This is a genomic window from Bradyrhizobium sp. URHC0002 (assembly GCF_054059515.1).
In genome coordinates, this window is the sequence record NZ_JBSSCF010000001.1 from 5,418,336 (window position 1) to 5,443,910 (window position 25,575).

Consider the following 25,575-nt stretch of genomic DNA (forward strand, 5'->3'; position numbering starts at 1 on the left):
GACAGGGGCGCCGATTCACGGGAATCGCGGGCGTCCGCAGAAAGAATAAGGGACGCCCCACATGCGCAGGAATTTTGCCTTTCTTCTCGGCACGGTGACGGGTGCGTTTCTGGCCGTTGTCGTGACGGGACCGCAGGGGACAAGTCTGGTGGCGGCGGCAAAGGCCGCGGCCCGTTCCGACGCCTACACCCAGCTCAATTTGTTCGGCAGCGTGTTCGAGCGGATCAAGACCAGCTACGTCGAGAAGCCCGACGATTCCAAGCTGATGGAAGGCGCCATCAACGGCATGATCTCCGCGCTCGATCCTCATTCGCGCTACATGAATGAGAAGGGCTGGAGCGACATGCAGGAAACCACCCATGGCGAGTTCGGCGGATTAGGCATCGAGGTCACGATGGAAGACGGCCTCGTCAAGGTGGTGACGCCGATCGACGATACGCCCGCGGCCAAGGCCGGGATGCTGTCGGGCGACGTGATCACCCAGATCGACGACGAGCAAATTCAAGGCATGACCCTCGAACAGGCGGTGAGCCGGATGAAGGGCCCCGCCAACAGCAAGATCCGGCTGAAGGTCGCGCGCAAGGGTTCCGCCGCGCCGATCGATGTTGCCATTATGCGCGAGATCATCCGGGTGCGGCCGGTCCGCTACAAGACCGACAGCGGCGACATCGGCTATATCAGGATCTCCCGCTTCAACGAGCAGACCACCGATGGCCTGAAAAAGGCGATCGCGAGCATTTCGAAGGAGATCCCCGCCGACAAGCTCGCCGGCTATGTTGTCGACCTCCGCAACAATCCCGGCGGACTGCTCGACCAGGCGGTGTCGGTGTCGAGCGCCTTCATGAACCGGGGCGAGGTGGTTTCGACCCGCGGCCGCACCGCGGAGGAAACCCAGCGCTTCACCGCGCGCGGCGGCGACATCACCAAGGGCAAGCCGCTGGTCGTGCTGATCAATGGCGGCTCGGCTTCCGCGTCCGAGATCGTGGCCGGCGCGCTGCGCGACCACAAGCGCGCCACCCTGATCGGCACGCGCACCTTCGGCAAGGGCTCGGTGCAGACCATCATCCCGCTCGGCTCAGGCAATGGCGCACTGGCGCTGACCACGGCGCGCTACTTCACGCCGTCGGGTCGCTCGATCCAGGCCCAGGGCATCGCGCCCGACGTCGAGGTGCTGCAGGACGTGCCGGATGAACTGAAGAACCGCGCCGAGCTGAAGGGTGAAGCCTCGATGCGCGGCCATCTTGCGGCCGATGGTGCCGAGCAGGCCGGCTCGCAAGCCTGGGTTCCGCCGAACGACAAGGACGACAAGGCGCTGAACGCGGCATTCAATCTGCTGCGCGGGGTGACGGTGAACGCGAACGCGCCGACGATGGCGAAGCGGGCAGTGCCGAATTAGCGGCAGCCAATGCGCAATTGACGTTGTTGAAACTCGAAACTCTCCGCGTCATTTGCGAGCGAAGCGAAGCAATCCAGCTCTCCGTTCGCGCGCAAGAAGAAATCGATTGCTTTGCTTCGCTCCTTGAGCTTCGGCGGACGCCGTCGTCGCTTCCGCTCCCTTGCGCAAACGCTTCGCGTTTGTCGCAGGCAATGGCTGGCGAGGCGGGCCAGTCGTTTTGCCGATCAATAGACCCAGCCCAGTACTCGCGCCTTCACTTCATTGCTTGACGATCACTTGGCGCAAGTTTTATCCGCCGCCAAAACTGTTTGCGCTTCTGCCTGTGTTCGATGAGCCATTCCCGCGGCGCCTGACCGGCAGTTTTGTGCTGCGCGAATGAAGGCGCCGCGAATGCGACTATAGCGACTGTCGCCGAGAGAATTTTGGTCATGGTCTCGACCTCCTTGCATTGGGCGGCGAGCAGATCGAGGCGGCCAATCAAGGTTCCCGCGATAACGTATTTTTGTGTGGCGGTCGCGGCCGCAGCGGGAAAGCATCAAGGGCGAGCAGCGATCCGAAACAAGACCGTTTTTTGAAACCGCATTTCCATCCGGACGTAGCTCGTGCGCGAGCTTTCACGAAAGCCGGTTCCCACTCCATGCGCGTTCAAACGGAGTAGTCATGTCGCAAAAATGGATTTTATTGACGGTAATCTTGTCCCTTTATTCGAGTGGAACCCTGCAGGCAAACCCGCTCGATTCACCCGACATCGTTTATATCGACGGGGTGCCGTGCAACAGCGCGTGCCAGTCCTATTTGGCCTGGTCCGCCCAGGCATTGTCTGCCCGACACCGCGCGCAACGCGGGACCAACGTCGTGGTGCCGGCTGGCGCGGAAATAGAGCGAATGGAACACGCAGGCCTGCCGCGCGTAGCGAGGCAGCCGGCGCCAGTTTCCCGCATTGCGCCGCGCGGCGTCGTGGCGGCATCGAAGACCAGGCCGCCGAATTCCAAAAAGGCCGCCGCGCCCAGTCTCGCAGCAGTCAGGAAGAATATTCCGGCGGCCACAGCGACAGTGGCGCGGGAAAAGGCCGTCGCGGGAGGAGAGGTGCCGGCGCGCAAACCGGAGAGCACAGATGCGCCTGCGCAAGCCACCTCGATTGCCGCATCGCCGCCCGCAGAGGCCCCCAAATCCGAGGTCAAGTCCGAGGTTGCGCTGCCGCCGCCAGCCACGCTCGAGATTGCCGCGCTGCCTGCTGTGTCCGAGAACGCTGCGTTGCCCGCTACCGTTGGCATTGCTCCCGCTTCGGCTCCCCGAACCATCCAGAAGCAGGTTGTGGAAGCGACGGGAATGGCCGATCGCCTCACGGCAATCGGGGCGGGACGTGAAGCGGCCAACCAATCGGACAATCCGGCAGCGGGATCCAATGAGGCCAGCGATACCGGCAAGACGGCATCCGCATCGCCAGACAAGGAGGACAATCTGGTAGCGCTCGTCCTGGCGCGCCCGGAGATCAGCTCGCTGTCCGACCTGAACAACAAGGCCGTTGCGATCGAGGCGAAGCAATCCGCATCAAGCGGACGTGTCAGCGCCGCACTGATGGCGGTGGGCGCCGCCGACGTCCAGTTCAGCGAAGGACAGGCCGGCGCGATCGAGCGGCTGATCAGCGGCGAAGTCCCGGCCGCGGTTGTGACGTTGGTATCGCCCGAAGCGGCAGAGTGGTTTCCCGATATCCCCGGCTTCAGGACTTTTCGGGTTCCGCTGAAGGCGCGACTCTAGCAAGCCACTTGCTTTTGATAAGAAAGCCCGCCGGCCAATGCGCCGACGGGCTGGTTTAATGCGATCGTCCTCCTAACCTTCATCTTTCACTGGCGTATCGGGGCCTGCTTTTCTTGCGGCTTTCCGCGCCGACCAGCGTGCGCGAAACCGCTTGAAGGCGCGAACCGTCATCGGGGCGACCACCTGAAACGCCAGCGAGGCACCTCCGGCCACCAGCCCCTTGACAACATCAAATGCTAAATCGGGCCAAAAGTACCACATGACCCCTGTCCTTCTTCACAGGGGCACCGCCGGGCAGCACTGGGCAGAAAAAAGAAATGGAAAAGCCCCGTCCGTCGCCGGCGGGGCCCAGAAAATCCCAGTACGCAATATTCAGCGCACGCGAAACCTTCGGTTCACCCGCTCAAGGTGGACTCGAGAATAAGTGAGGCGCACATCACTTGGGCCGTACGATTGAAACCGCGCATGACGATTCTCCTTAAACGAAAACGGACGGCAGAGCCGTCAATCTCATGGCGCAACGGCTTTCGAGACCGCGTGGCGCGCTCCTGGCCAAGCCCACCAAGGACGACCATTAACTTAACACAACCAGACAGAACGACTCCTGTCTGTGTGCCATTTCACAATTGGGATCATGTATGAGCTGCCGAAGCTGGAATGCCGGTGGCAGCGCATTTAACTTACGTTTCGACGCCAGTGCGTGGTCTGGAATTGCGGCGACAGTGCATTTTCATTCGTGATGTTACAAAGGCGCTGCGCGGCAATTGAATGGACTCTCGCCGGATTTCATCAAGTTATCGTGAGAGCCTCGGAAACGCACCGTGGATATGATTTGCAAGCTGGCTAGCGCAGCGACGGCAAGGCAACGAATTGCACGTATGAGGTGTCAAATGTCCGCACCCTGCAAGTTCGAGCTAAGTATCCTAAATCACGATGAGAAAGCGCTCATACAAACCTCTCATCACCCCGAAATTGGTGACGCGGATCGCGCGACACTTGAAGACCTGAAATCATCGCTCAGAAAACTCCGGGACAGGGAGCGGACGCTCGCCTTCGGCCGGCGTCGGATCAGCAAAGGCACCGCCGAGCCGCGCGGCCAAAGCATTTCGGGGTCCGCCGAGCATGCTCTCCACCGTAAACAGGTTTTCGTGGCTGCCCTGAAGCGGGTCAACAAGGAGATCGCACGTCTCCAAAAATTTGAGGCGAGGAAGCAACTGGGAGAAGCGGCTCGGCGAGCTCTTTCTCTTCGTAGAGCACAGCAATTCTCCCGCCCGACAAATGAGCCAACTTCCCATGAAGGCATGAAGGCTGTTCCGAGCAGACGACGAAATATCAAACTCCCGCGGTCAACAATTGGACGGGTGTCACAGGCGAACAAGAGAGCACAGGCAGCAAGAGATTCCCGTCGCTAACGGAGCTTATCCATCTCTTTAGGGGTAGGGCGAAACGCGCCGCGGGAATGCTGACGCGCATCTGGCGAGCTGTTTGAAAATTGCATCGAGGAACCCTCCACGTCATTGCGAGTCATCCGGCACTCATTCGCGACCCGGCGGCGGCTCGCAATGACGATAACGGGCAGCGTCCGTCGAAATTGCAGCGCCGTCTGCGCAAGCGGCTTGCGATCCAAGGCGTCAGGCGATTTCGGAAGTTCATTTCCAAACATTAATTCCCAAGCCAGCGTCGTGTAATGCGGGAAACCCCATCTACGGCGGCGTGCGGCTTTGCGCTCAATCATCATCCTGGAGATTTTGTAATGGACCAACGTAACCTTGTTTCTCACGGGCAGCGGAAGCGCTCCCTGTTCTCGGCACGAAAAGTGGCATTGATGGCATCGGTCGTGACCGGGCTTGCGATGTATGGCTTCAGCGCGTCGCCCGATCGCATTGATATCCTTGGCAGCGCGGCCCATGCCGAGACTGCTAACGCCGCATCGGGCGCCACCCAGCAGCCCCTAGGCTTTGCCGATGTGGTGGAGCGGGTGAAGCCGTCGGTGATCTCGGTCAAGGTCACGATGAAGGACAAGGCCGCTGACGCCAGCAACAAGGACGACGCCGACGAGCAGGGCTCGCCCATGGAGCGCTTCTTTCGGGAGTTCGGCGGCCCGAACGGCGAATTCCAGAATCCCGGGCGTAACGGCCGGCATGGCTCGATGGGACAAGGTTCCGGATTCTTCATTTCATCCGACGGATACGCGGTGACCAACAACCATGTCGTTGAGGGAGCCGACAAGGTCGAGGTAACGACGGACGCCGGAAAGACCTACACCGCGAAGGTCGTCGGGACAGATCCCCGGACCGACCTTGCCTTGATCAAGGTCGAGGGCGGCTCGGATTTTGCGTTTGCGAAGCTTTCGGCCGGCAAGGCCAGGATTGGCGATTGGGTGCTGGCAGTCGGCAACCCGTTTGGCTTGGGTGGCACCGTGACTGCCGGCATCGTTTCGGCCAGCGGCCGTGACATCGGAAGCGGCCCTTACGACGATTTCATCCAGATCGACGCGCCCGTCAACAAGGGCAATTCCGGCGGCCCGACCTTCAATATGCAGGGTGAGGTCGTCGGCGTTAACACCGCGATCTATTCGCCATCCGGCGGCAGCGTCGGTATCGCATTTTCGATCCCGGCAACGACTGTTAAGAACGTGGTCGCTCAGCTGAAGGACAGGGGTAACGTCAGCCGCGGCTGGATCGGTGTACAGGTTCAGCCGGTAACCCAGGATATCGCCGACGGCATGGGTTTGAAGCAAGCGCAGGGTGCGTTGGTAGCTGACCCGCAGAAGGACGGACCTGCAGCAAAGGCCGGCGTCGAGGCGGGTGACGTCATCACTGCGGTAAATAGCCAGCCGGTCAAGGATGCCCGCGAACTCGCCCGCATCATCGGCGGCTTTGCACCTGGCAGTGCGGTCAAGCTGGACGTTCTGCGCAATGGCAAGAGCAAGGTCGTCAGCCTGACCCTTGGCCAGTTGCCGAATGATCGGCAAGCCAAGGCCGACAGTGAAGGCGAGGGCAAAGGCTCGAGCAAGGGTACCGACGTTCCGCACCTCGGCCTCACGCTTGCTCCGGCGGGCAAGGCAGACGGCAAGGAAGGCGTCGTCATCACGAAGGTCGAACCGAAAAGCGCGGCTGCCGATCGCGGGGTCAAGAAGGGCGACGTTATTCTGGAGGTTGCCGGAAAGAACGTCGCGAAGCCCGGCGACGTTGGCGACGCGCTTGAAGCTGCGCGAGCCGACAAGAAGAGCAGCGTGCTGATGCGGCTTCGCTCGGGCGACGCGTCCCGTTACGTCGCCGTGCCGCTCGCAAACGGCTAGGCAAGTCAGACGGCAGGCGGCGGCTTTTCGCCGCTGCCTGCCACGCCCATTGCCGCGACGCCCGGTTCAGCATCTTCGAATATCGCGGATGACTAATGACCAACAGCAGCGATACTCATTCTGCCGTCCGTTCGGATCTGGGACAGGCGTGGTCCGATGCCTGGCATCTCTGGCGGATAATCATTCCGAGGCGATCGATTACCGGTCGACTCGTTTGGGGCATGGTATGGCGGCGCAACCGTGGGGGTCGCTGGGTCTACAAGAAGTTTGTCGAGTATTCGGACGATCGTGATCAGAAATCTGTCTCCTAGACCGAGACTGGTTTGCGTGTGAGATTGCAAAGCGGCCCCGACATGCGCCCTGCACGTCACGCCGTGCGCGCGACCGGCTTGCGCCGGCGTGCCTGGCTCGGCCGTACCGCGTCGGGTCCTTGCCGATCCGTAAACAGCAGCGGCCTGATATCGGCCGCCGGCTTCGGCGGGCTGAACAGATAGCCCTGCATTTCCGAACAACCGAGTTCGCGCAGCAAGTCGCGTTGCGCCTCGGTCTCGACGCCTTCGGCGGTCGTCGTCATGTGGCGGTCGGCGGCGATGGTCACCACCGCCTGCACGATGCTGGACGAGCCTTCCGGCTCGGCGATGTCGGTGATGAAGCAGCGGTCGATCTTGATCTTGTCGAACGGGAAACGCTGCAGATAGCTCAGCGAGGAATAGCCGGTGCCGAAATCGTCGAGCGCGATGCGGACCCCGATGGCGCGAAGGTCATGCAGAACGGCCAGCGCCGCCTCGTCGTCGCGGATGAGCACGGCCTCGGTGATCTCGAGCTCCAGCCGGCTCGCGGCGAGGCCGGATGCGGCCAGCGCCGCCATCACCTTCAGCGCCAGCGTGCCGCTCCTGAATTGAATCGGCGAGACGTTGACCGCGAGCCTGATATTGCCGGGCCAGCTCACGGCTTCCTTGCAAGCTGTGGTCAGCACCCACTCGCCGAGCTGGTTGATCAGGCCGGTGTCCTCGGCAAGCGGGATGAATTCGGCGGGCGAAATCATGCCGCGCTGCGGATGGCGCCAGCGCACCAGCGCCTCGCAGCCGGTGATTGCGTTGGTCTGCAGGCCGAGGCAGGGCTGATAGTAGACCTCGAAGCCGCCGTCGACGAGCGCCTGGCGCAGGTCCATTTCCAGGCTGCGGCGGGCGCGGACCTCGGCCTCCATGTCGGTTTCGAAGAAGCGATAGGTGCGGCGGCCGGCGGCCTTGGCCGCGTACATCGCCAGGTCCGCGTTCTTCAGGATCTGGTCGATATCGGTGCCGTCGCGCGGCGACAGCGCGATGCCGATGCTGGCGTCGGTTGTCACCTGATGGCCGAGGCATTGATAGGGCGAGCGGATCGCCTGGAAGATGCGGCTGACGAGCATCATCACGTCGTCGGTATCCTCGATGCCGGTCTGAATGATGGCGAACTCGTCGCCGCCGAGCCTGGCCACGAAATCGGATTTGCGCGCGCAGCCGGCGAGGCTGGCGGCGACCGATTTCAAAAGCTCGTCGCCGATCATGTGGCCGAGCGAATCGTTGACGCTCTTGAATTCGTCGATGTCGATATAGAGCACCGCCAGTTGCCGGTCCGGCGCGGCGTAGGAGAGTTCGCGCTTGAGCCGTTCGTGGAATAGCGTGCGGTTCGGCAGGTCGGTCAGCGCGTCGTAATGGGCGAGGTGGGTGATGCGCTCCTCGGCGCGGCGGCGTTCGGTGATGTCTTCATGGGTCGCCAGCCATCCGCCGTCCGCCACCGGTTCGTTGACGACCTGGATCGAGCGTCCATCGGGCGTCGAGATGACCATGGCGTTCCGATGCGCGATGTCGCGCATGACCACTTCGACGTATTGGTCGATGTCGCCGACGAACGAGCCGGTGTCCTTGCGGTGGGCGATCACCTCGCGGAAGCTGCAGCCCGGCTTCACGATTTCGGCCGAAAGGCCGTACATCTCGAGATAGCGCTTGTTGCAGATGACGAGATGCCGTCTGGCATCGAACAGCAAGAGGCCTTGCGTCATGTTGTTGACGGCGGTGTCGAGACGCTGCTTTTCCAGCGACAGCCGCTGCTTGGACGCGCGGTGCTGGTGCGAAAGCTTGCGGACGACAACAAGCAGCAGTGCGGCAATCGCCAACACGGAAAGTCCGGTGATCGTGATCAGGATTCCGATCTGCTCGCGCCAGTCGGCCAATGCGGTCGATGTCGCGGTTGAAGCGACGATCACGATCGGGAAATTCGTCAGCGTACGTGACGAGATCAGCCGGTCCTCGCCGTCGATCCGGCTGGTGAGACGCGACGTGCTGCGGGGTTGCTCGAAGATCTGCCGCTCGGTAGCCGGACCGTTCTTGAAGTTCTTGCCGACCATATCCGCCACGTGCGGGTAGCGGGCCAGCAGCGTGCCGTCGCTGTGGAACATGGCGATGGAGGCGCCGGGTCCGAGCGCGACGGTCGCAAAGAACTTCTCGAAGTTGACGGGTTCGATGCCCCGGCCAATGAGGCCGAGGAATTCGCCTTTCGGCCCGGTGACCTTGCGGGCGATTACCGTGGTCCAGGCGCCGGTGACGCGGCTGTAGACCGGCTCGACCAGCATCTCCGGCGATTGCGGGTTGGACTTGAAGGTCCTGAAGAAGGCGCGGTCCGCCGAGTTGACCTGTGGCACGGGCCAGGTGGCCGATGCGTTGATCAAATTGCCTTCGGCGTCGAAGATGTTGATGCCGCCGACATAGGACAGCGCCTCGATCTTGGATTTCAGCATCAGATGGATGTCATGGCCGGACATCCGGCGCTTGTAGTTATCCGCGGTCGCGATCCCGCCGGAGCGCATGAACGCGATCAGGTCCTTCTGCACGACCTGGAAGTCTTCGAGTTGCTGGTCGAAATGGCCGGCGAGCAGCAGCACGGTGTTTTCCAGCTCGCGTTCGCTGCTGCGCAGCGCGCGCTCGCGGGAATTACCGGCCATGACGGTCGCGCCGATGGCGATTGCCGAGATCAGGAGCGTGCCGCCCAGGATCAGCCAGCGGATCGGGCCGCCGCGGAAGGCGGACGCAATCCTTAATGAGGTGCTGCCGGTCGAAGCCATGGAACGCGATCGCTGCCGAGAAATGAACTTCCGGAAGCGGAGTTCACCCAACACGACTTCGATAGCGCGCCGAGATGGAATTGACGTTAGGAAGTCTGGTTAATGAAGCGTTAGCCGGTGGCGGAGGGTTCCGTCGGCAACCACAGGGAGCGGTGGTTCGACGATGGAACCGGCTGGCCGGGCAAAAAATCGGCGGGCCTCATCGCCCTGCGCGATAATGGCCGGACTTGCCGCCGATTTTCTCGACCAGATGGATTCCTTCGATGCGAACGCCGCGTTCGACCGCCTTGATCATGTCGTAGATCGTAAGACAAGCGACCGACACCGCCGTCAGCGCTTCCATCTCGACCCCCGTGGGGCCGGTGACCTTGACGGTGGCTCGAACGAGGCAGCCGGGCAGTTTCCGGTCGGGCGTGATGTCGAGGGTGACCTTGGACAGCGCCAGCGGGTGGCACAGCGGGATCAGTTCCGACGTGCGCTTGGCCGCCATGATGCCGGCGATGCGGGCCGCGCCCAGCACGTCGCCCTTTTTGGCATTGCCGGAGACAATCAGATCAAGCGTCGCCTTGGCCATGACCACGCGCCCCTCGGCCACGGCCGTGCGCTCGGTCGCCTGCTTGGCCGAGACGTCGACCATCCGCGCTTCGCCCGACGCATCGATATGGGTGAGGGCGGAGCCGCCTTTGGAAGCCTTGTTTTTGGAAGTCTTGCCGGCCATTGGCTAGCCGGTCCCGGTCGCGCGCGGGCTATCAGCCCGCGCCAGCAGCGCGCGGGTTGCGGCCGTCACGTCGGCCTGCCGCATCAGGCTTTCGCCGACCAGGAAGGTCGACATGCCGACGCGCTCGAGCCGCGCCAGATCCGCCGGCGCAAATATGCCGCTTTCGCCGACCATCAGGCGATCGCGCGGGATCAGCGGCGCGAGCGCCTCGCTGGTCGCAAGCGTAGTCTCGAAGGTCCTCAAGTTGCGATTGTTGACGCCGATCATCGGCGAGCGAAGTTTTAGCGCGCGATCAAGCTCGGTGCGGTCGTGGATTTCGATCAGCACGTCCATGCCGAACGCAATGGCCGTGTCCTCGAGATCCTTCGCGATGGCGTCGTCGAGCGCGTCCATGATGATCAGGATGCAGTCGGCGCCATGGGCGCGGGCTTCCACCACCTGATAGGTGTCGAACAGAAAATCCTTGCGCAGCACCGGCAGGCTGGTTGCGGCACGCGCCGCCACCATGAAGTCGAGATGGCCCTGGAACGAGGGCGTGTCGGTCAGCACCGACAGGCACGCCGCGCCGCCGGCCTCGTAGGCTTTGGCCAGCACGGGCGGATCGAAATCGGCGCGAATGAGCCCCTTGGACGGCGAGGCCTTCTTCACCTCGGCGATCAGCGCATAGTCACCGCGCGAAAGCTTGTCGCGGATCGCGCGCAGAAAACCGCGCGGCGGCGATGCTGCCTTGGCTTGGGCTTCGACCTCGGACAGCGGATGCGCCCGCTTGGCCGCGGCGATCTCCTCGCGCTTGTAGGCCTCGATCTTGGTCAGGATATCGGACATCTCTGGCGCTCCTGCGGTCAGCCGCGCGAGACCGCGATCAAATGCTTCAGCCGCGCCGCCGCCGCACCGCTGTCGAGCGATTTGGCGCCGATCGCGACGCCTTCCTTCAGGCTCCCGGCGCGGCCGGCCACGATCAACGCCGCCGCGGCATTCAACAGCGCGACGTCGCGATAGGGGCTGGGCTTGCCGTTGAGCACGCTCGACAGGGCCACCGCGTTGGCATCGGCATCACCGCCGTTGAGCGCCTCGCCGCTGCAACAGGTGAGGCCGGCGTCCTCCGGCGTCACCTCGAAGGTGGTGATCTTGCCGTTGTCGAGGCTGGCGACGAAACTTGGCCCGGTGAGGGTGATTTCATCGAGCCCGTCGGAGCCATGCACGACCCAGACGGATTCGGAGCCGAGATTTTTCAGCACCTGCGCCAAGGGCTGCACCCAGTGCCTGGAGAACACGCCGACCATCTGCCGCTTCACGCCGGCCGGATTGGAGAGTGGTCCGAGCAAATTGAAGATCGTGCGGGTGGCGAGCTCGACCCGGGTCGGGCCGACGTTCTTCATGGCCGGATGATGCGCCGGCGCGAACATGAAGCCGATGCCGGCCTCGGCCACACAGCGGCCGACCTGATCGGGCGTCAGGTCGATCTTGACCCCGAGCGAAGCCAGCACGTCGGCCGCGCCCGAGCGCGACGACAGCGCGCGGTTGCCATGCTTGGCGACGGGCACGCCGGCGCCTGCGACGATAAAGGAAGCGCAGGTCGAGACGTTGACCGAACCGGAACCGTCGCCGCCGGTCCCGACCACGTCGACGGCGTCCGCGGGCGCCTGGACCCGCAGCATCTTGCCGCGCATCGCCGACACCGCGCCGGTGATCTCGTCGACGGTTTCGCCGCGGACCCGCAGCGCCATCAACAGCCCGCCCATCTGCGAAGGCGTGGCCTCGCCGGACATCATGCTGTCGAAGGCCGAGGCCGCCTCTTCGCGCGACAGCGTCGCGCCGGTGGCGACTTTTCCGATGATAGATTTGAGGTCGTCCATCACGTGGGCTTTCAGGATAGGGTGTCGTCTCGAAGCATGACCGACGCAAGCTTTGGATTAGTCTTGGCCGATCATGCTCAGTTGTTAGCGCCCGTCACCTGCGCGAAGGCGGCCTGGTTGATAGTGGTGCCGATCTCGGATTCGATCTTCGTCACGTATTGCGCGACCTGTTCGTCCGTGAGGCCGCGCTGCAGCGTGTCCTTCAACTTCTTCAGCTCTTCGGAGGCGGCATCGACTTGTGGCACGGTCACATCAGTGACGCGGAACACGATCCACTCGCTGCCACCGGCGCCCGGCGTCTGCCCGACGCCGTCCTTGGGGGTCCGGAACGCGGCCGCGATGACGGCCGAAGGTACGTCTGAAAGCGACGCGTCGCGGCGGAAGCCCGTCGCGGTCTCGACCTTCGATCCGACCGCAGCCGCTTCGGCGGCGAGCGTGCCGCCTTGCTCGATCTTCTGAACCATCTCGGTCGCCTTCGCGCGCAGCTTGCTCGAAATCTGGTCTTCGCGCCATTTCGCTTCGACCTGACTGCGCACCTCGTCGAGCGGGCGCTCGCGCGAGGGCGTGATGCCGAGCACGTCGTACCAGACATAGCCGCCGGCAAACTGGATCGGTTCGTTATCGACACCGATATCGCTGTTGAAGGCCTGCGAGACCACGTCGAGGCCGCGCGGAATGTTGGCGACGGGCTGGCCGTCGGGCTTGCGGCCGGAGCGGTCGACGGCGTCGATCGTGATCGCGGTCAGGCCGAGCTTCTGCGAAGCCTCCACCACATTGGCGCCGCCGGAGCGCTCGTCTTCCATCTTGTTCTGGATTTCGCTGACCTTGGCGCGCGCGCGTTCGGTCGCGAGTTCCTTCTTCACCTGGGCTGCGACGCTTTCAAACGTCGGCGTTGTGCCCGGCTCGATCTTGCCGATCTTGACCAGCGCCACGCCGAACCGCCCCTGCACCGGCTGGCTGACTTCGCCCGATGGCAGCGCGAACGCCGCCTCCGCAATCGCAGGATCGATGATCGCGCTCTTTGTAATCATGCCGAGGTCGACGTCGGCCAGATTGAGATTGCGTTCCTTGGCGAGGTCGTCGAACGACATGCCCGACGTGATGCGCGCGCGCGCGGCCTGCGCCTCGCCCTCGTTGGGAAACACCATCTGCTGCACTTCGCGCTTCTCCGGCGTGCCGAGCCGGTCGCGATTTTGCTCGAAGATTTTCTTCGCATCCTCGTCGGTGACCTCGCTCCATTTGCCGATCTCTTCGGGGCTGATCACGACAAAGGATATTTTGCGATATTCGGGTGCGCGGAACTGGGTCTTGCGGTCCTCGAAATAGGCGGCCAGCGCCTCGGGCGAGGGGGGATCGATGGTGCCGGCCTGCGCGGCGTCGAGTTTGACGTACTCGATCGAGCGCTGCTCGTTCTGGAAACGGGTCATGGCGTCGATCAGGACCTTCGGCGGCTCCACCCCGGCCGAGACGGTGCCGGCGATCTGGCGACGCAGCCCGAGGCGCCGCTGTTCAGCGAGATAGCGTTGCTCGGTGTAGCCGAACTGGCGGATCGTGGCCTGGAAGCGTGCCGGGTCGAACTTGCCGCCCAATCCCTTGAAATTGGGATCGCCGTAGATCAGCCGCATGGTTTCTTCCTGGGACTGGGCGAGCCCCATGCGCCGTGCTTCCTCATCCAGCGCGGCGTCGGCGATGGTCTGTTGCAGCACCTGCCGGTCGAGCCCGAAGGCGCGGGCCTGCTCCGAGGTCAGCGGACGGCCGAAACTGCGGCCGAGCTGCTGCAGCTTTTCGGTATAGATCTGGCGGAATTGCTCGGTCGAAATCTCCGTCTTGCCGATCTTGGCGAGCGACGACTGGCCGAACCCCTTGAAGATGTCGGCGATGCCCCAAACCGCGAAACTGACAATCAAAACGCCCATCACGGTGGCCATGACAATCTTGCCGAGCCAGTTTGATGAGGCTTTCCGAATTCCTCGAAGCATGGGTCCAACTTGTTTTTCAGGAGAGGGGGAACCGGGTCGTGCCCGGCGAAAATTCGATTCCGTTCAGGATCGACTTCCGCAACAGGGCGTCACCGAGTTGATAAAGCATCATAAAGTGGCCGCGCTCCCCTCGCAACCTCGGCAGCGTGGGCCATTTGAAGCGGTTAATGGCCTGGGGGATCATCTGACCGGTATCTGGAACTGGCGGCGCGCCTCTGCTAGCGCATCTCCAAGCCACAAAGTCTGACATTTGCGGGACAATTGACATGACCGACGCCATTCGGCCGCTGATCGCCGGAAACTGGAAAATGAACGGCCTGAAGTCCGCTTTGGATGAATTCGAGGCAATGATTGCGGGGGCGGGTGCATTGGCCGGCAAGGCCGACCTGCTGGTTTGCCCCCCAGCAACCCTGATCGCCGGTTTTGCCGACAAGGCGCTTGGTTCAAAACTCGCCGTCGGGGCCCAGGATTGCCACCCAAAGGCTTCGGGCGCCCATACCGGCGATCTCTCGGCGGAAATGCTGGCGGATGCCGGCGCCAGCGCCATTATCGTCGGACATTCGGAGCGGCGTGCCGACCATGGCGAGACTGACGCGCTGGTCCGGCAGAAAGCGGAAGCGGCCTGGCGGGCCGGCCTGACGGCCATCGTCTGCATCGGCGAGACCCAGAAGCAGCGCGACGCCGGAGAGACGCTCGATATCTGCGGCGGCCAGCTTGCGGGATCGCTGCCGGACGGCTCGACCTCGGCCAATCTGGTCGTGGCCTATGAGCCGGTCTGGGCGATCGGCACCGGGTTGACCCCGACCGCGGGAGATGTCGAGCAGATTCATCGGTTTATCCGCGGTGTTCTCACCAGCCGATTTAAGGCGGAGGGTAGCAGGATCCGGATTCTCTACGGCGGCTCCGTGAAACCGTCCAACGCGGCGGAACTGATGGCGGTCGCCGATGTCAACGGCGCGCTGGTTGGCGGTGCCAGCCTGAAAGCAGCCGATTTCCTCGCGATCGCGGCGGGGTGTTAGGTCGCGCCCCAAGTTTCTCGGCGGAGCCTGGAATGCTCAACCTGATACGTCTTTTTGAGAAGATTTGGCCGGAAGCAAGATGATCGCAGCGGCGATGGCGGCCAGCGCGGCAAGCGTCGCGAGAGCGAATGGTGCCGCGAACGCCGTTGCCATATCGGTCCTCGTGAGCGTCGCTCCCAACGCCGCAATGCTGATGGCAAAGCCGGCCTGACGCACGATCATGGTCACGGCTGAGGCCATGCCGGCTTGCCTGGGCGGTGCGAGCGCCAGCACCACGCTCGACATTTGCGGATTTGCCAGGGCGGAGCCGACGCCGATTGTGAGCATTCCGGCGATGGTCGCGGCAAGGCGCATTGCCGGGCTGGTGGAGACGGCGGCCAACGCAAGCAATGCGTCTCCGGCGGCCATGATGCCAAACGCAACGACGAAGAAACACCGCCATCCCCACTGCGTGACAAAGCGGCCGCCGATCAGTGGTACCAGGAGCATCGGCAGCGTCGCGGCAAGCAATGCGACACCTGCCACCTCCATGCTCACGAGGAGCGCGGTGCTCAAGAACAGCGGCAAGTAGACGAGCACGGCCCAGTAGCCAAACTGGATGGCGGTGAGCAACGCGCCAACCCCCGCCATCGCCGATGTTGCGAATACGCGGGGATCGAGCACCGGACGCGAACGGCGCCACTGCTGCAAAACGAACAACAGTGCCGCCATGGCGCTGCCGGCGAGGCAGGCGGCTCGAATTGCCAATGAGCCGTCTCGCCGAAGCAGTGCATCGATCGCCAAGCCAAGCGATATCGTGAGCAACGCGACACCCACGGGGTCGAGCGGTGGTCCGTCCGGATCATTCGTCTCGGCAACAAATCGCGGCACGACGATGGTCAGCGAAAGACAAAAGGGGATATTGGCGTAAAAGATCCAGCGCCAGCCGAACCATGAGGCGAGCAAGCCGCCCAAGGTCGGGCCCAAGGCCATGGCGACGCCGGCAATTACTCCAATCACGCCGAACGCCCGTGCCCGTTGACCAAGATTCGGAAATGCACCGGCGATGAGCGCGGTTGCGCCCGTGACCATGAAGGCGGCCCCGATGCCCTGCACGACCCGCGAGGCCAATAGCATCGGCCCATCCGTCGCCAGGCCGCATGCGATAGAAGCAATGAGGAACACGGCGTTGCCGATCAACATCGAACGGCGGCGGCCGAAGCGGTCTGCAAGCGCCCCAGAAGCAAGCAGAGCACCTGTGAAGGCAAGGCTGTACGCGTCGATGACCCAGGCAGCGCCGGCAACGGCGAAGCCAAGGTCCTTCGCGATGCCGGGCATGGCGACCACGACTGCGGTCACGTCGAACAGCGTCAGAAATGCGCCGAGGCCAAGGGCAAATGTGATTGGGACAATTCGCCCATCCGCCGCAGGAGATGTACGTTCGTGCATGCCGACCCGTCGATATCGGTGATTGGAAGGCAGATCCAAATCGAGGGCGCGCGCAACGCGCGATTGATTGCCGACGCGTGCTTAAGTCAGTCCTGCTGACAGCGTTGTGTCAGCAGCCTGTGATACGGCGCTCTGAATACCTCTTCCGGTCGCGCCGATCGGGGGCGGCTCGCACGCATTCGCGCTGCCAAAGCTTGACCATTCAGGTGAGGCCGGTTGGCCGGCACGGCATCCTGCAGCCGCTTCCAGTAGATCAGCGTGCCCGTGAGGCCGCCATGGGGTTTCAGCGCGTAGTCCGGAATCAGTCCGGTCAGCTTGAATCCCATCCGTTCGTAAAGTCCGGCCGCGCCCTCGTCCTCGGCGGTATCGAGCACCAACAGCCAGCGTCCGCGCGCGATCGCGATGCGCTCGGCCTCGCGCAGCAGCGCCGTGGCAATCCCGCGGTGGCGGTGACTGAGCCGCGTCATCATCTTCACGATCTCGGCGCGATGTGGTTGGTTCTGCGCGAGGTTGAGCACGAGCGTCACGGTGCCGATCAGGTCTTCGTCGTCAAAGGCGCCGAGAACGATCCGCTCGCCTCGGTCGGCCGAAGCAAGCGAGTTGCGCCAGAATTCGTTGGCCGCTTCGAACGGAAGAGGGTGCATGAAGCTGACCGAACCGCCATTCTCAACGGTTTCAACCAACATTTCACTGAGCGTCGCGCAGATATCAGGCGAGGATTTCAGTGTTCGGATCTGGATCTCAGGCATCAATTATCGGCTCCGGGCGAATGAAATGCGTTTCCGCGGGTTCAACTCGATTCCTGCCTGCGCGGGCAGCGCGCGCCTGCTTGATCTCTGCAATCCGTTCGACATCCTCGATCTGCAGGTGACGTCCGCGTTCGAGAATTTCCAATGTGTATTCTTCGTAGGTGACGCCCAGCCGCTCGGCTTTTTTGATGCGAAACGCGACGATGCCGGGCGAGGGGTTGTGCCAGGCGGCGCGATGCGCCGCCTTCCAGTAGAAATAATTCCCGATTCCGCCGAGGCCCCATTCGGGCCGATGCTCGTCGTCGAGCGGCGGACCGTGATTGTGGCCGGCGGGAACGGGGTTTTTCGAACTCGCCGGGTCGGCCGGAGAACGCCTGATTTCGCTCTCCGCCATCGCCAGCTAGCTCCGGGCAAGGGCAACGACGTAAGTGCAGGGCGCGGCGCTCTCGTTGGCAAACGTCACTTCCGCCGGCGGACCGAATCCGAGGCAATCGCCGGCACGGAGTTCGTGGCGTTCGCCGCCATCGATCAGGACGAGCGCGCCCGACAACACCCAGAGGGCCTGGCGGATGTGTGCGTAGGATGAGGCGGGCAGCGTCACGCGCTGCTTCGCCGGCATCTCGACCTTGATGATTTCGATGGGATGATCGGGCCGGTTGAACACCTGGCGGCGCAGATAGCCGGTCTCGGGATCGCGCCACACCGGCTGCGCGGCGGCCCGCGAAAGACGCTCGCCCTGGCCTTCGGCCCGCAGCATCAGGCCGGCGAGGGTGAGGTCGAAGGCGCTGGCGAGCCGAACCAGCACCACCGCGGTCGGGCTGACCTCGGCGCGCTCGATCTTGCTGATGGTCGCCTTGGAAACCCCGGAGCGCTCGGCGAGATCAGCCAGCGACCAGCCGCGGCTGTCGCGCTCGAGCCGCAGGCGTTGGGCGAGGCGGGCGCTGAGATCGTCTACTATAGTATCCATTTGTCTATTATAAGAGAAATTGACGGAACCTCAAGTCCGGATTCGAACGTCGGCGAAAGCCGGGACAGCCTTGCCGTCCGACCTGCGGCAATTATCTCCACGGCGGCGGTTGGGGGTGACAATGCCCCGTCCGATCGTGTAACACCGCGCAACTTCAGGAAAACCCGCAAGCACTTGGTGCAGCCGAAGCCCGGCGCTCTTCAGCTTGTGACGGAAGGTTTTTAAGATGCAGACCGTCATTATCGTCGTTCACCTCATGATCGTCTCGGTGCTGATCGGCGCCGTGCTGCTGCAGAAATCCGAAGGCGGCGGCCTCGGCATGGGCGGCGGCGCCGGCTTCATGTCGAGCCGCGGCACCGCCAATCTCTTGACGCGGACGACTGCGATCCTGGCGGGGCTTTTCTTCCTGACCAGCATGGCGCTGGCCTGGATCGCCGGCGTCGATCGTAAACCGGCCTCGATCGTCGGCGCGCCGGCGACGCAATCCCAGCCGGGCGGCGCGACGCCGATCGCCCCGCCGACCTCCGGCGGCGTGCTCGATACGCTCAAGAAGGTGGATGAACAGCAGGCACCGTCAGGCCCGCAGGCCCCGCGTTCGCAATAAAGCAGGGTGGCTATGCAGGAACGGCCTCTACCGTCCTGCATCAGAACTTCCCATCAATGCTCTGATATCGCTTCAAAATTCACGTCACCCACAGCCCGGCAGAATGTTTGCCCGTGCATGCGATTCGTTTTGGCGAATCGGGTTTGTGGCCTTAAAGGTTGAGTCCCATGGCGCGGTACATATTCATCACCGGCGGCGTGGTTTCCTCGCTCGGAAAGGGTCTGGCTTCAGCGGCACTCGGTGCCCTGCTGCAGGCCCGCGGGTACAAGGTCCGTCTCCGCAAGCTCGACCCCTATCTCAACCTCGATCCCGGAACGATGTCGCCGTATCAGCACGGCGAAGTGTTCGTGACCGACGACGGCGCCGAGACCGATCTAGATCTCGGCCATTACGAGCGCTTCACCGGGCGGCCGGCCACCAAGGCCGACAACATCACCACCGGGCGCATCTATCAGGACATCATCACCAAGGAACGCCGCGGCGATTATCTCGGCGCGACCATCCAGGTGGTTCCGCACGTCACCAACGCGATCAAGGAATTCGTGCTCTCGGGCAATGACGAATATGATTTCGTGCTGGTGGAAATCGGCGGCACCGTCGGCGACATCGAGGGCCTGCCGTTCTTCGAAGCGATCCGCCAGCTCAAGAACGAACTGCCGCGCGATCACGCCGTCTATATTCATTTGACGCTGCTGCCGTTCATCCCAAGCGCCGGCGAACTGAAGACAAAGCCGACGCAGCACTCGGTGAAGGAACTGCGCTCGATCGGCATCCAGCCGGATATTTTGCTGTGTCGTACCGATCGTGAAATTCCAAAGGAAGAGCGGCGCAAGCTTGGCCTGTTCTGCAACGTGCGCGAAAGCGCCGTGATCGAGGCGCGCGACGTCGACAACATTTACGCGGTGCCGGAGGCCTATCACGCCGCCGGCCTCGACGACGAGGTGCTGGCCGCGTTCGGCATCAGCCCGAAAATTCCGCCGGCGCTGCAGAGCTGGAACGTCATCAACGAGCGCGTGCGCAATCCGGAAGGTGCCGTAACCATTGCCATCGTCGGCAAGTACACCGGCATGAAGGACGCCTATAAATCGCTGATCGAGGCGCTCTCCCATGGCGGCATCGCCAACAAGGTGAAGGTCAATCTCGACTGGATCGAGAGCGAAGTGTTCGAGAACGAGGACCCGGCGCCGTTCCTCGAACACGTCAACGGCATCCTGGTGCCCGGCGGTTTCGGCCAGCGCGGCGCCGAGGGCAAGATCCGCGCGGCGCAGTTCGCCCGCGTCCGCGATGTGCCGTATTTCGGCATCTGCTTCGGCATGCAGATGGCGGTGATCGAGGCCGCGCGCAATCTCGTCGGCATCGAGGCGGCCAACTCCACCGAATTCGGCCCGACCAAGGAGCCGCTGGTCGGCCTGATGACGGAATGGCTGCGCGGCAATGAGCTGGAGAAGCGATCGAAATCCGGCGACCTCGGCGGCACCATGCGGCTTGGCGCGTACCCGGCCGCGCTGAAGCGCGGCAGCCGGGTGTCGGAAGTCTATGGCGGCGCCACCGAGATTTCCGAACGCCACCGCCATCGCTACGAGGTCAATACGGCCTACAAGGACCGCCTCGAACAGCACGGCCTGCGCTTCTCTGGGCTGTCGCCCGACGGCGTGCTTCCGGAGATCGTCGAATACGAGGATCATCCCTGGTTCATTGGCGTGCAGTTCCACCCCGAACTGAAGTCGCGGCCGTTCGAGCCGCACCCGCTGTTTGCGTCGTTCATCCAGGCGGCGGCGAAGCAGAGCCGGCTGGTGTAGGCTTTTTGCGGAATCGTAGGGTGGGCAAAGCGAAGCGTGCCCACCATCTTGCACCGCATATTGGATGGAATGGTGGGCACGTCGCTTCGCTCCTTTGCCCACCCTACAAATACGCTGCGGCTCCGCCTTTGACGAGCGCGCCAATTGTTGCGACAACCCGCTCCCTGAACTGCAAAAACAATAAAGGGAGTGCCACCAATGATCATGGAAATGCGCGTCTATCGCTGCCTGCCGGGCCGCCTGCCGGCGCTGATGAAGCGCTTCGATACGTTGACGCTGAAACTGTGGGACAAGCACGGCATCAAGCAGGCCGGTTTCTACACCACGCTGATCGGCACCTCCAATCAGGAACTGACCTATTTCGTCGCCTGGGACTCGCTGGCCGATCGCGAGAAGAAATGGACCGCATTCCAGTCCGATCCCGACTGGATCGCCGGCCGCGCCAAGAGCGAGGAGGATGGCCAGATCATCGACAACATCGTCAGCCAGTTGCTTGTGCCGACGGCGTTCTCCGCGGTAAAATAACCGCCGGCGCAACCCTGATATTTAGGGGTTAAACGGGGTTGATCCTGAAAGCGCGGACCGGCATGGTCCGCGCTCAACGTAAGGAAAATCCCTTGAACGCGAAACTCGATGCAGCCCCGGTCGTCTCGGTCGGCCCGGTCAAATTCGGTAATACCTTGCCGATTTCGATCATTGCCGGCCCCTGCGCACTTGAGAGCCGCGCGCACGCCCTTGAAGTGGCGACCGCGCTGAAAGAGATCGCGGGCCGCCTCGGAATTGGCCTCGTCTACAAGACCTCCTTCGACAAGGCCAACCGCACCTCGGGCTCGGCCGGTCGCGGCATTGGCCTGCCGCAGGCCTTGCCAATCTTCGCCGAGATACGCTCTTCGCTCGGTTTGCCCGTGCTGACCGACGTGCACGAGCCCTCGCAATGCGCGGAAGCCGCGCAGGCGGTCGACGTGTTGCAGATTCCGGCGTTCCTGTGCCGTCAGACCGATCTGCTGCTGGCAGCCGCGGCGACCGGCAAGGTCGTCAACGTCAAGAAGGGCCAGTTCCTCGCGCCGTGGGAAATGACGAACGTCGTCAGCAAGATCACCGGAGGCGGCAATCCAAATGTGCTGGTGACCGAACGTGGCGCCTCGTTCGGCTACAACACGCTGGTGTCGGACATGCGTGCGCTGCCGATCATGGCGCAGACAACGGGGGCGCCGGTTATTTTCGACGCCACCCATTCGGTGCAGCAGCCGGGCGGGAAGGGCACCTCATCCGGAGGCCAGCGCGAATTCGTGCCCGTGCTGGCGCGCGCGGCGGTCGCGGTCGGCGTCGCCGGCGTGTTCATCGAGACCCATCCCGATCCCGATCGCGCACCGTCGGACGGGCCCAACATGGTGCCGCTGCGCGAGTTCGAGGCGTTGGTGAAGCGGCTGATGGACTTCGACGCGCTGGCCAAGAACACTGCAACGAACGCTTCGCCGTGACCGCATCCAGCGGCATGCCGCCGGCGCTCAATATCATTGCGCTCGCGACCTTTTCGGCAGCCCTGTCCGCCCGCGCGCTCGATCCGGTATTGCCGCATGTGGCTGAGGATTTTTCCGTCAGCATCGCGACCGCCGCCAGTTTCGCCGCCGTCTTCGCCTTCACCTTTGCCATCATCCAGCCCGTGCTCGGCGCCATGGCCGACATATTCGGCAAGGCGCGGCTGATGATCGTTTGCCTGGTGCTGCTCGGGCTTGCCAATATTCTTGGCGCGATGGCGACATCGTTCCCGCTGCTGTTCGCAAGCCGCATTCTCGCCGGCATCGGCTCCGGCGGCGTATTCCCGGTCTCACTCAGCCTGACCAGCGATCTCGTTGGCCCCGAAAAACGCCAGGTCGCGATCAGTCGAACGCTGGCGGGCGCGATGACCGGCAATCTTCTGGGGGCTTCTGCGTCCGGCCTGATCGGAGACTTTATCGGCTGGCGCGGCGTGCTTGCCGTGCTTGGCGTTCTTGTCGTGTTGGCTTCGATCGCGGTGGCGGCCGGCTTTCGCGGTGCCGCACTGACGCGTCCGCCGCGCACAAGCCTGTCAGCCCTCATGCAAGGCTATCGCACGATTTTCACGAATCCGAATGCGCGTATTTGCTACGGGGCCGTGTTCATCGAAGGCTGCTGTGTGCTCGGACTGTTTCCCTTCATCGCGGCGTTCCTGTTCGAACTCGGCGAAACCTCGCTCTCGATCGCGGGCATCGTCATCGCGGGCTTCGCCGTCGGCGGGCTGTTCTACACCCTGACGGTGTCGCGGTTTCTGCCGAGGATCGGCGTCAACGGCATGATGATCGGCGGCGCGGCGCTAGTCGGTGTGCAGCTCATCGTGGTGGCGATGGGGCCGGAATGGAGGCTGCAAACGCTCAGCCTGATCTTCATGGGCTGGGGGTTCTACATGATCCACGGCAGCCTGCAGGTCTTCGCCAGCGAATTATCGGCGGAAGCGCGCGCGACCGCGCTGTCGCTGCACGCGTTCTTTTTCTTCATGGGCCAGACCATCGGCCCGATCGCCTATGGTTTCGGCATCCAGCACGCCGGCAAGGTCCCGACCTTGCTGACCGCAGCGGCCGTCATGATCGCGCTCGGCTTCGTCTGCGCAAAGCTTCTCAAGCAGACCCGTCCGGTGGACGCGGCGGCGGCCTAGACCGCCGCGCGTCGAAGCCCGCTGTAGATCGCAAATGCGGAGTCTGGCGCAGGTTTCTCTAGGCCGTGTACTCATAATTTACGATGTGGCTTGGCCCTCAACAACAGCACGAAAGCGGACATCGTGGTAGGTCGGAGAAGGGCCAATGGGAGACGTTCCGGGTTAGCGGATAAGGCTGCCAGCCTGAAGCGACCGTGCCTGTAACTACTTTCCGCCAGCAGAACAACATTGATCTACGTCAACGCTGCCACGGGAATTCCGGGACGCATTTCTCATAAGACATGTTGTGGAGGCGCGCATGCCAGACGAGGCCACAAGTGCAATCGAAGCCGGAATAAGGTCCGCGTTCACTACATACTCCAGAGACGATGACCCCGACTGGAGGAGCGCTAGTTGGATCAAGCCCGAAGAATGCTCCCATTTGGCAATGAGCATTCTAAAGGAATTGGCTGCTAGGGGCTTTGAGATCGTCAAGAAGGCGTAAGGCGGCCTTGCGCGAATATGATCGTGCTGGCGATGACAATCGGAGCCATTCCCCACGCATAAGAAATGCTTCCGGCAGGAGGTAAAGATGCGAATCGCAGTCTTTGGAGCAAAGAATTACGAACGCAGATTGCTCGATGAGCTTAATTCTCGTTACAAGCATGAGATCGTCTATTTTGAGCCGCTGCTTGGTCCCGACACAGCACTATTGGCCGCAGGATCTCCGGCGGTCGCCGTCTTCGTGAATGACCAAGTCGATGCCGACGTCATCAAGCGGCTCGCTGTTGGTGGCACCAAGCTCGTGACGACCCGCTCAACCGGCTACAATCAGATAGACCTCGCGGCCGCAAAGAAGAGTGGCATCAAGATTACGCGAGTTACCAATTATTCTCCCAATTCGGTGGCAGAGCATGCGGTGGCGCTCCTTCTCGCGCTCAACCGCAAAATTCACCGGGCCTATAACCGGACGCGAGACGGCAATTTCGAACTCGACGGCCTCATGGGTTTCGACCTCGTCAACCGGACAGTGGCTGTGCTTGGAACCGGGAAGATCGGCACCATCTTTGGTCGGATCATGAATGGGTTCGGTTGCAAGGTGCTGGGCTATGATGCCCACCGCTCGCCTGAATTCGAGAAGATTGGCCGCTATGCCGGGGTGGAGGAAATTCAGGCGGATGCGGACGTCATCTCCCTCCATGTTCCGCTCACTTCGCAAACTAAGCATGTCGTCAATGCGAGGACGATCGCCAAGGTGAAGAAAGGCGCACTCCTGATCAACACAAGTCGTGGCGGTCTGGTCGATACCGAAGCGGCGATTGAGGGACTCAAATCCGGTCAGCTCGGCGGGATGGCGATCGATGTTTACGAAAACGAAGCCAGTCTTTTCTTCCGGGATTTGTCGGGCTCCATCATCGAGGATGATGTGATCCAGCGCCTCGTTTCCTTCCCGAACGTAATCCTCACGGCCCATCAGGCCTTCTTCACGCGCGAAGCGCTGGAAGAGATCATGAACACGACGCTTGCCAACGTCTCGGATTTTGCCGCTGGCCTGACGCTCAAGAACGAAGTCAAGGAGCCGTGACCGTGAAAGCATTCCTCGTGATCGGCGTCCGAAAAGCCGCGACCGCCACTGAAACGATTTCCACGCGTCGCGGAAGGCTGCACGGTATGACCGCTTTGGTCATGAACGACAAAACTCAACCTGAGGATATGTCCGCTTTCGGGTGCGTAGCGACCAGTTGAGCTTGGCTAACGAACCGTGATTCAAGCGCTCCCAAAGTGTGGGGCGTCGGAATCATGGCTTATGAGTCCACGTCCTAACTTGGCCAGAAAACATGTCGCGACATTGAGGCCATGAAGGCTTGGAGCCAGAACCTCGGCTATGAGGACCTCATGACGACGTTCACCTCATACGGAACTCTGAGCCGCGGTCGGCAAGCCGATCTAATTGGGTCATCGTCATAATTCATCGGATAAACTGTCGTGTCCCGAGCCACTCGAATTGCCTTCGCGCGCGCTACCGAGCAAAGTCGCTGGTATTTCGAGGCCGCCGATGAGATAAATTCAATAGGTGATCTGTCCGCGTCACTTACTGAGCGTCGGGAGGCCGAAAATGCCGATCAACATGCCGTATCGCCGCCGCCGCCGATGCGCTAGGCAGCGCTGGCCTCGGCCGTTGATCCAGATCAAGAGGTGGTGCGACATGAGACCCACAGTCCCTTTGAAACCATCGCTGGAACACGTCCGG

At 62.6% G+C, this 25,575-nt stretch carries 20 protein-coding genes and 1 pseudogene; 10 read left to right on the plus strand and 11 right to left on the minus strand.

Annotated elements, in window-relative coordinates; translation table 11 throughout:
• The first annotated feature begins 61 nt into the window (after positions 1 to 61).
• On the plus strand, positions 62 to 1,396 hold the full coding sequence (locus ACVWVY_RS26430) for a S41 family peptidase (RefSeq protein ID WP_456629113.1): 1,335 nt from the start codon (positions 62 to 64) through the stop codon (positions 1,394 to 1,396).
• 253 nt (positions 1,397 to 1,649) lie between these two features.
• Here the strand turns inward: ACVWVY_RS26430 and ACVWVY_RS26435 are convergent, their stop codons facing one another.
• Entirely contained in the window at positions 1,650 to 1,826 is a 177-nt protein-coding gene (locus ACVWVY_RS26435) for a hypothetical protein (protein ID WP_456629114.1), read from the minus strand.
• A gap of 455 nt (positions 1,827 to 2,281) precedes the next feature.
• Here ACVWVY_RS26435 and ACVWVY_RS26440 point away from each other — a divergent pair, with 455 nt between their 5' ends.
• Entirely contained in the window at positions 2,282 to 3,154 is an 873-nt protein-coding gene (locus ACVWVY_RS26440; protein WP_456629115.1) for a hypothetical protein, read from the plus strand.
• A 1,408-nt stretch (positions 3,155 to 4,562) separates the two neighbouring features.
• On the opposite strand, the gene ACVWVY_RS26445 is transcribed toward ACVWVY_RS26440, so the two are convergent.
• Positions 4,563 to 4,916, minus strand: a complete 354-nt coding sequence (locus ACVWVY_RS26445) for a hypothetical protein (RefSeq protein ID WP_456629116.1) — start codon at positions 4,914 to 4,916, stop codon at positions 4,563 to 4,565.
• Here ACVWVY_RS26445 and ACVWVY_RS26450 point away from each other — a divergent pair.
• Positions 4,908 to 6,455: a Do family serine endopeptidase gene (locus ACVWVY_RS26450; protein ID WP_456629117.1), complete on the plus strand. Its 1,548-nt coding sequence runs from the start codon at positions 4,908 to 4,910 to the stop codon at positions 6,453 to 6,455. The two genes, ACVWVY_RS26445 and ACVWVY_RS26450, sit on opposite strands and share 9 nt — an antisense overlap.
• Before the next feature lie 367 nt (positions 6,456 to 6,822).
• Here the strand turns inward: ACVWVY_RS26450 and ACVWVY_RS26455 are convergent, their stop codons facing one another.
• The 5 genes from ACVWVY_RS26455 to ACVWVY_RS26475 form a co-directional block, all read right to left on the minus strand.
• On the minus strand, positions 6,823 to 9,555 hold the full coding sequence (locus ACVWVY_RS26455; RefSeq protein ID WP_456629118.1) for a bifunctional diguanylate cyclase/phosphodiesterase: 2,733 nt from the start codon (positions 9,553 to 9,555) through the stop codon (positions 6,823 to 6,825).
• Between the two features lie 199 nt (positions 9,556 to 9,754).
• On the minus strand, positions 9,755 to 10,273 hold the full coding sequence (gene moaC / locus ACVWVY_RS26460; RefSeq protein WP_456629119.1) for a cyclic pyranopterin monophosphate synthase MoaC: 519 nt from the start codon (positions 10,271 to 10,273) through the stop codon (positions 9,755 to 9,757).
• A 3-nt stretch (positions 10,274 to 10,276) separates the two neighbouring features.
• Entirely contained in the window at positions 10,277 to 11,098 is an 822-nt protein-coding gene (gene trpC / locus ACVWVY_RS26465; RefSeq protein ID WP_456629120.1) for an indole-3-glycerol phosphate synthase TrpC, read from the minus strand.
• Positions 11,099 to 11,115: 17 nt separating this feature from the next.
• A complete protein-coding gene (trpD, locus tag ACVWVY_RS26470) occupies positions 11,116 to 12,129 on the minus strand; it encodes an anthranilate phosphoribosyltransferase (protein WP_456629121.1) in 1,014 nt (337 codons plus the stop codon).
• Positions 12,130 to 12,206: 77 nt separating this feature from the next.
• Positions 12,207 to 14,108: a peptidyl-prolyl cis-trans isomerase gene (locus tag ACVWVY_RS26475; RefSeq protein WP_456629122.1), complete on the minus strand. Its 1,902-nt coding sequence runs from the start codon at positions 14,106 to 14,108 to the stop codon at positions 12,207 to 12,209.
• Between the two features lie 266 nt (positions 14,109 to 14,374).
• On the opposite strand from ACVWVY_RS26475, the gene tpiA reads away from it, so the two are divergent.
• On the plus strand, positions 14,375 to 15,127 hold the full coding sequence (gene tpiA, locus ACVWVY_RS26480) for a triose-phosphate isomerase (protein ID WP_456629123.1): 753 nt from the start codon (positions 14,375 to 14,377) through the stop codon (positions 15,125 to 15,127).
• A gap of 36 nt (positions 15,128 to 15,163) precedes the next feature.
• Here tpiA and ACVWVY_RS26485 read toward each other — a convergent pair whose 3' ends face one another.
• The 4 genes and pseudogenes from ACVWVY_RS26485 to ACVWVY_RS26500 form a co-directional block, all read right to left on the minus strand.
• A complete protein-coding gene (locus tag ACVWVY_RS26485) occupies positions 15,164 to 16,555 on the minus strand; it encodes an MFS transporter (protein WP_456629124.1) in 1,392 nt (463 codons plus the stop codon).
• Between the two features lie 236 nt (positions 16,556 to 16,791).
• Positions 16,792 to 17,304 (minus strand): annotated as a pseudogene (locus ACVWVY_RS26490) (GNAT family N-acetyltransferase); the annotation flags it as partial.
• Positions 17,297 to 17,698, minus strand: coding sequence for a hypothetical protein (locus tag ACVWVY_RS26495; RefSeq protein WP_456629125.1), 402 nt, complete (start codon positions 17,696 to 17,698; stop codon positions 17,297 to 17,299). The gene ACVWVY_RS26495 and the pseudogene ACVWVY_RS26490, both read right to left, overlap by 8 nt.
• 6 nt (positions 17,699 to 17,704) lie before the next feature.
• Positions 17,705 to 18,271 (minus strand): helix-turn-helix domain-containing protein, encoded by a 567-nt coding sequence (locus ACVWVY_RS26500; protein WP_456629126.1) that lies wholly within the window; start codon positions 18,269 to 18,271, stop codon positions 17,705 to 17,707.
• 226 nt (positions 18,272 to 18,497) lie between these two features.
• On the opposite strand from ACVWVY_RS26500, the gene secG reads away from it, so the two are divergent.
• From secG to ACVWVY_RS26530, 6 genes are all read left to right on the plus strand, one after another.
• Positions 18,498 to 18,875 carry a preprotein translocase subunit SecG gene (secG, locus tag ACVWVY_RS26505; RefSeq protein WP_456629127.1) on the plus strand — a complete coding sequence of 126 codons (378 nt, stop codon included), beginning with the start codon at positions 18,498 to 18,500 and terminating at the stop codon, positions 18,873 to 18,875.
• Between the two features lie 167 nt (positions 18,876 to 19,042).
• Positions 19,043 to 20,674 carry a CTP synthase gene (locus tag ACVWVY_RS26510; RefSeq protein ID WP_456629128.1) on the plus strand — a complete coding sequence of 544 codons (1,632 nt, stop codon included), beginning with the start codon at positions 19,043 to 19,045 and terminating at the stop codon, positions 20,672 to 20,674.
• Positions 20,675 to 20,872: 198 nt separating this feature from the next.
• Complete coding sequence (locus ACVWVY_RS26515) at positions 20,873 to 21,199, plus strand: NIPSNAP family protein (RefSeq protein ID WP_057834587.1); 327 nt, start codon at positions 20,873 to 20,875, stop codon at positions 21,197 to 21,199.
• 62 nt (positions 21,200 to 21,261) lie between these two features.
• Positions 21,262 to 22,155, plus strand: a complete 894-nt coding sequence (gene kdsA, locus ACVWVY_RS26520) for a 3-deoxy-8-phosphooctulonate synthase (RefSeq protein WP_456632313.1) — start codon at positions 21,262 to 21,264, stop codon at positions 22,153 to 22,155.
• Between the two features lie 14 nt (positions 22,156 to 22,169).
• On the plus strand, positions 22,170 to 23,345 hold the full coding sequence (locus ACVWVY_RS26525; protein ID WP_456632314.1) for an MFS transporter: 1,176 nt from the start codon (positions 22,170 to 22,172) through the stop codon (positions 23,343 to 23,345).
• 571 nt (positions 23,346 to 23,916) lie between these two features.
• Positions 23,917 to 24,909, plus strand: coding sequence for a 2-hydroxyacid dehydrogenase (locus tag ACVWVY_RS26530; protein ID WP_456629129.1), 993 nt, complete (start codon positions 23,917 to 23,919; stop codon positions 24,907 to 24,909).
• The last annotated feature ends 666 nt before the right edge of the window (positions 24,910 to 25,575 follow it).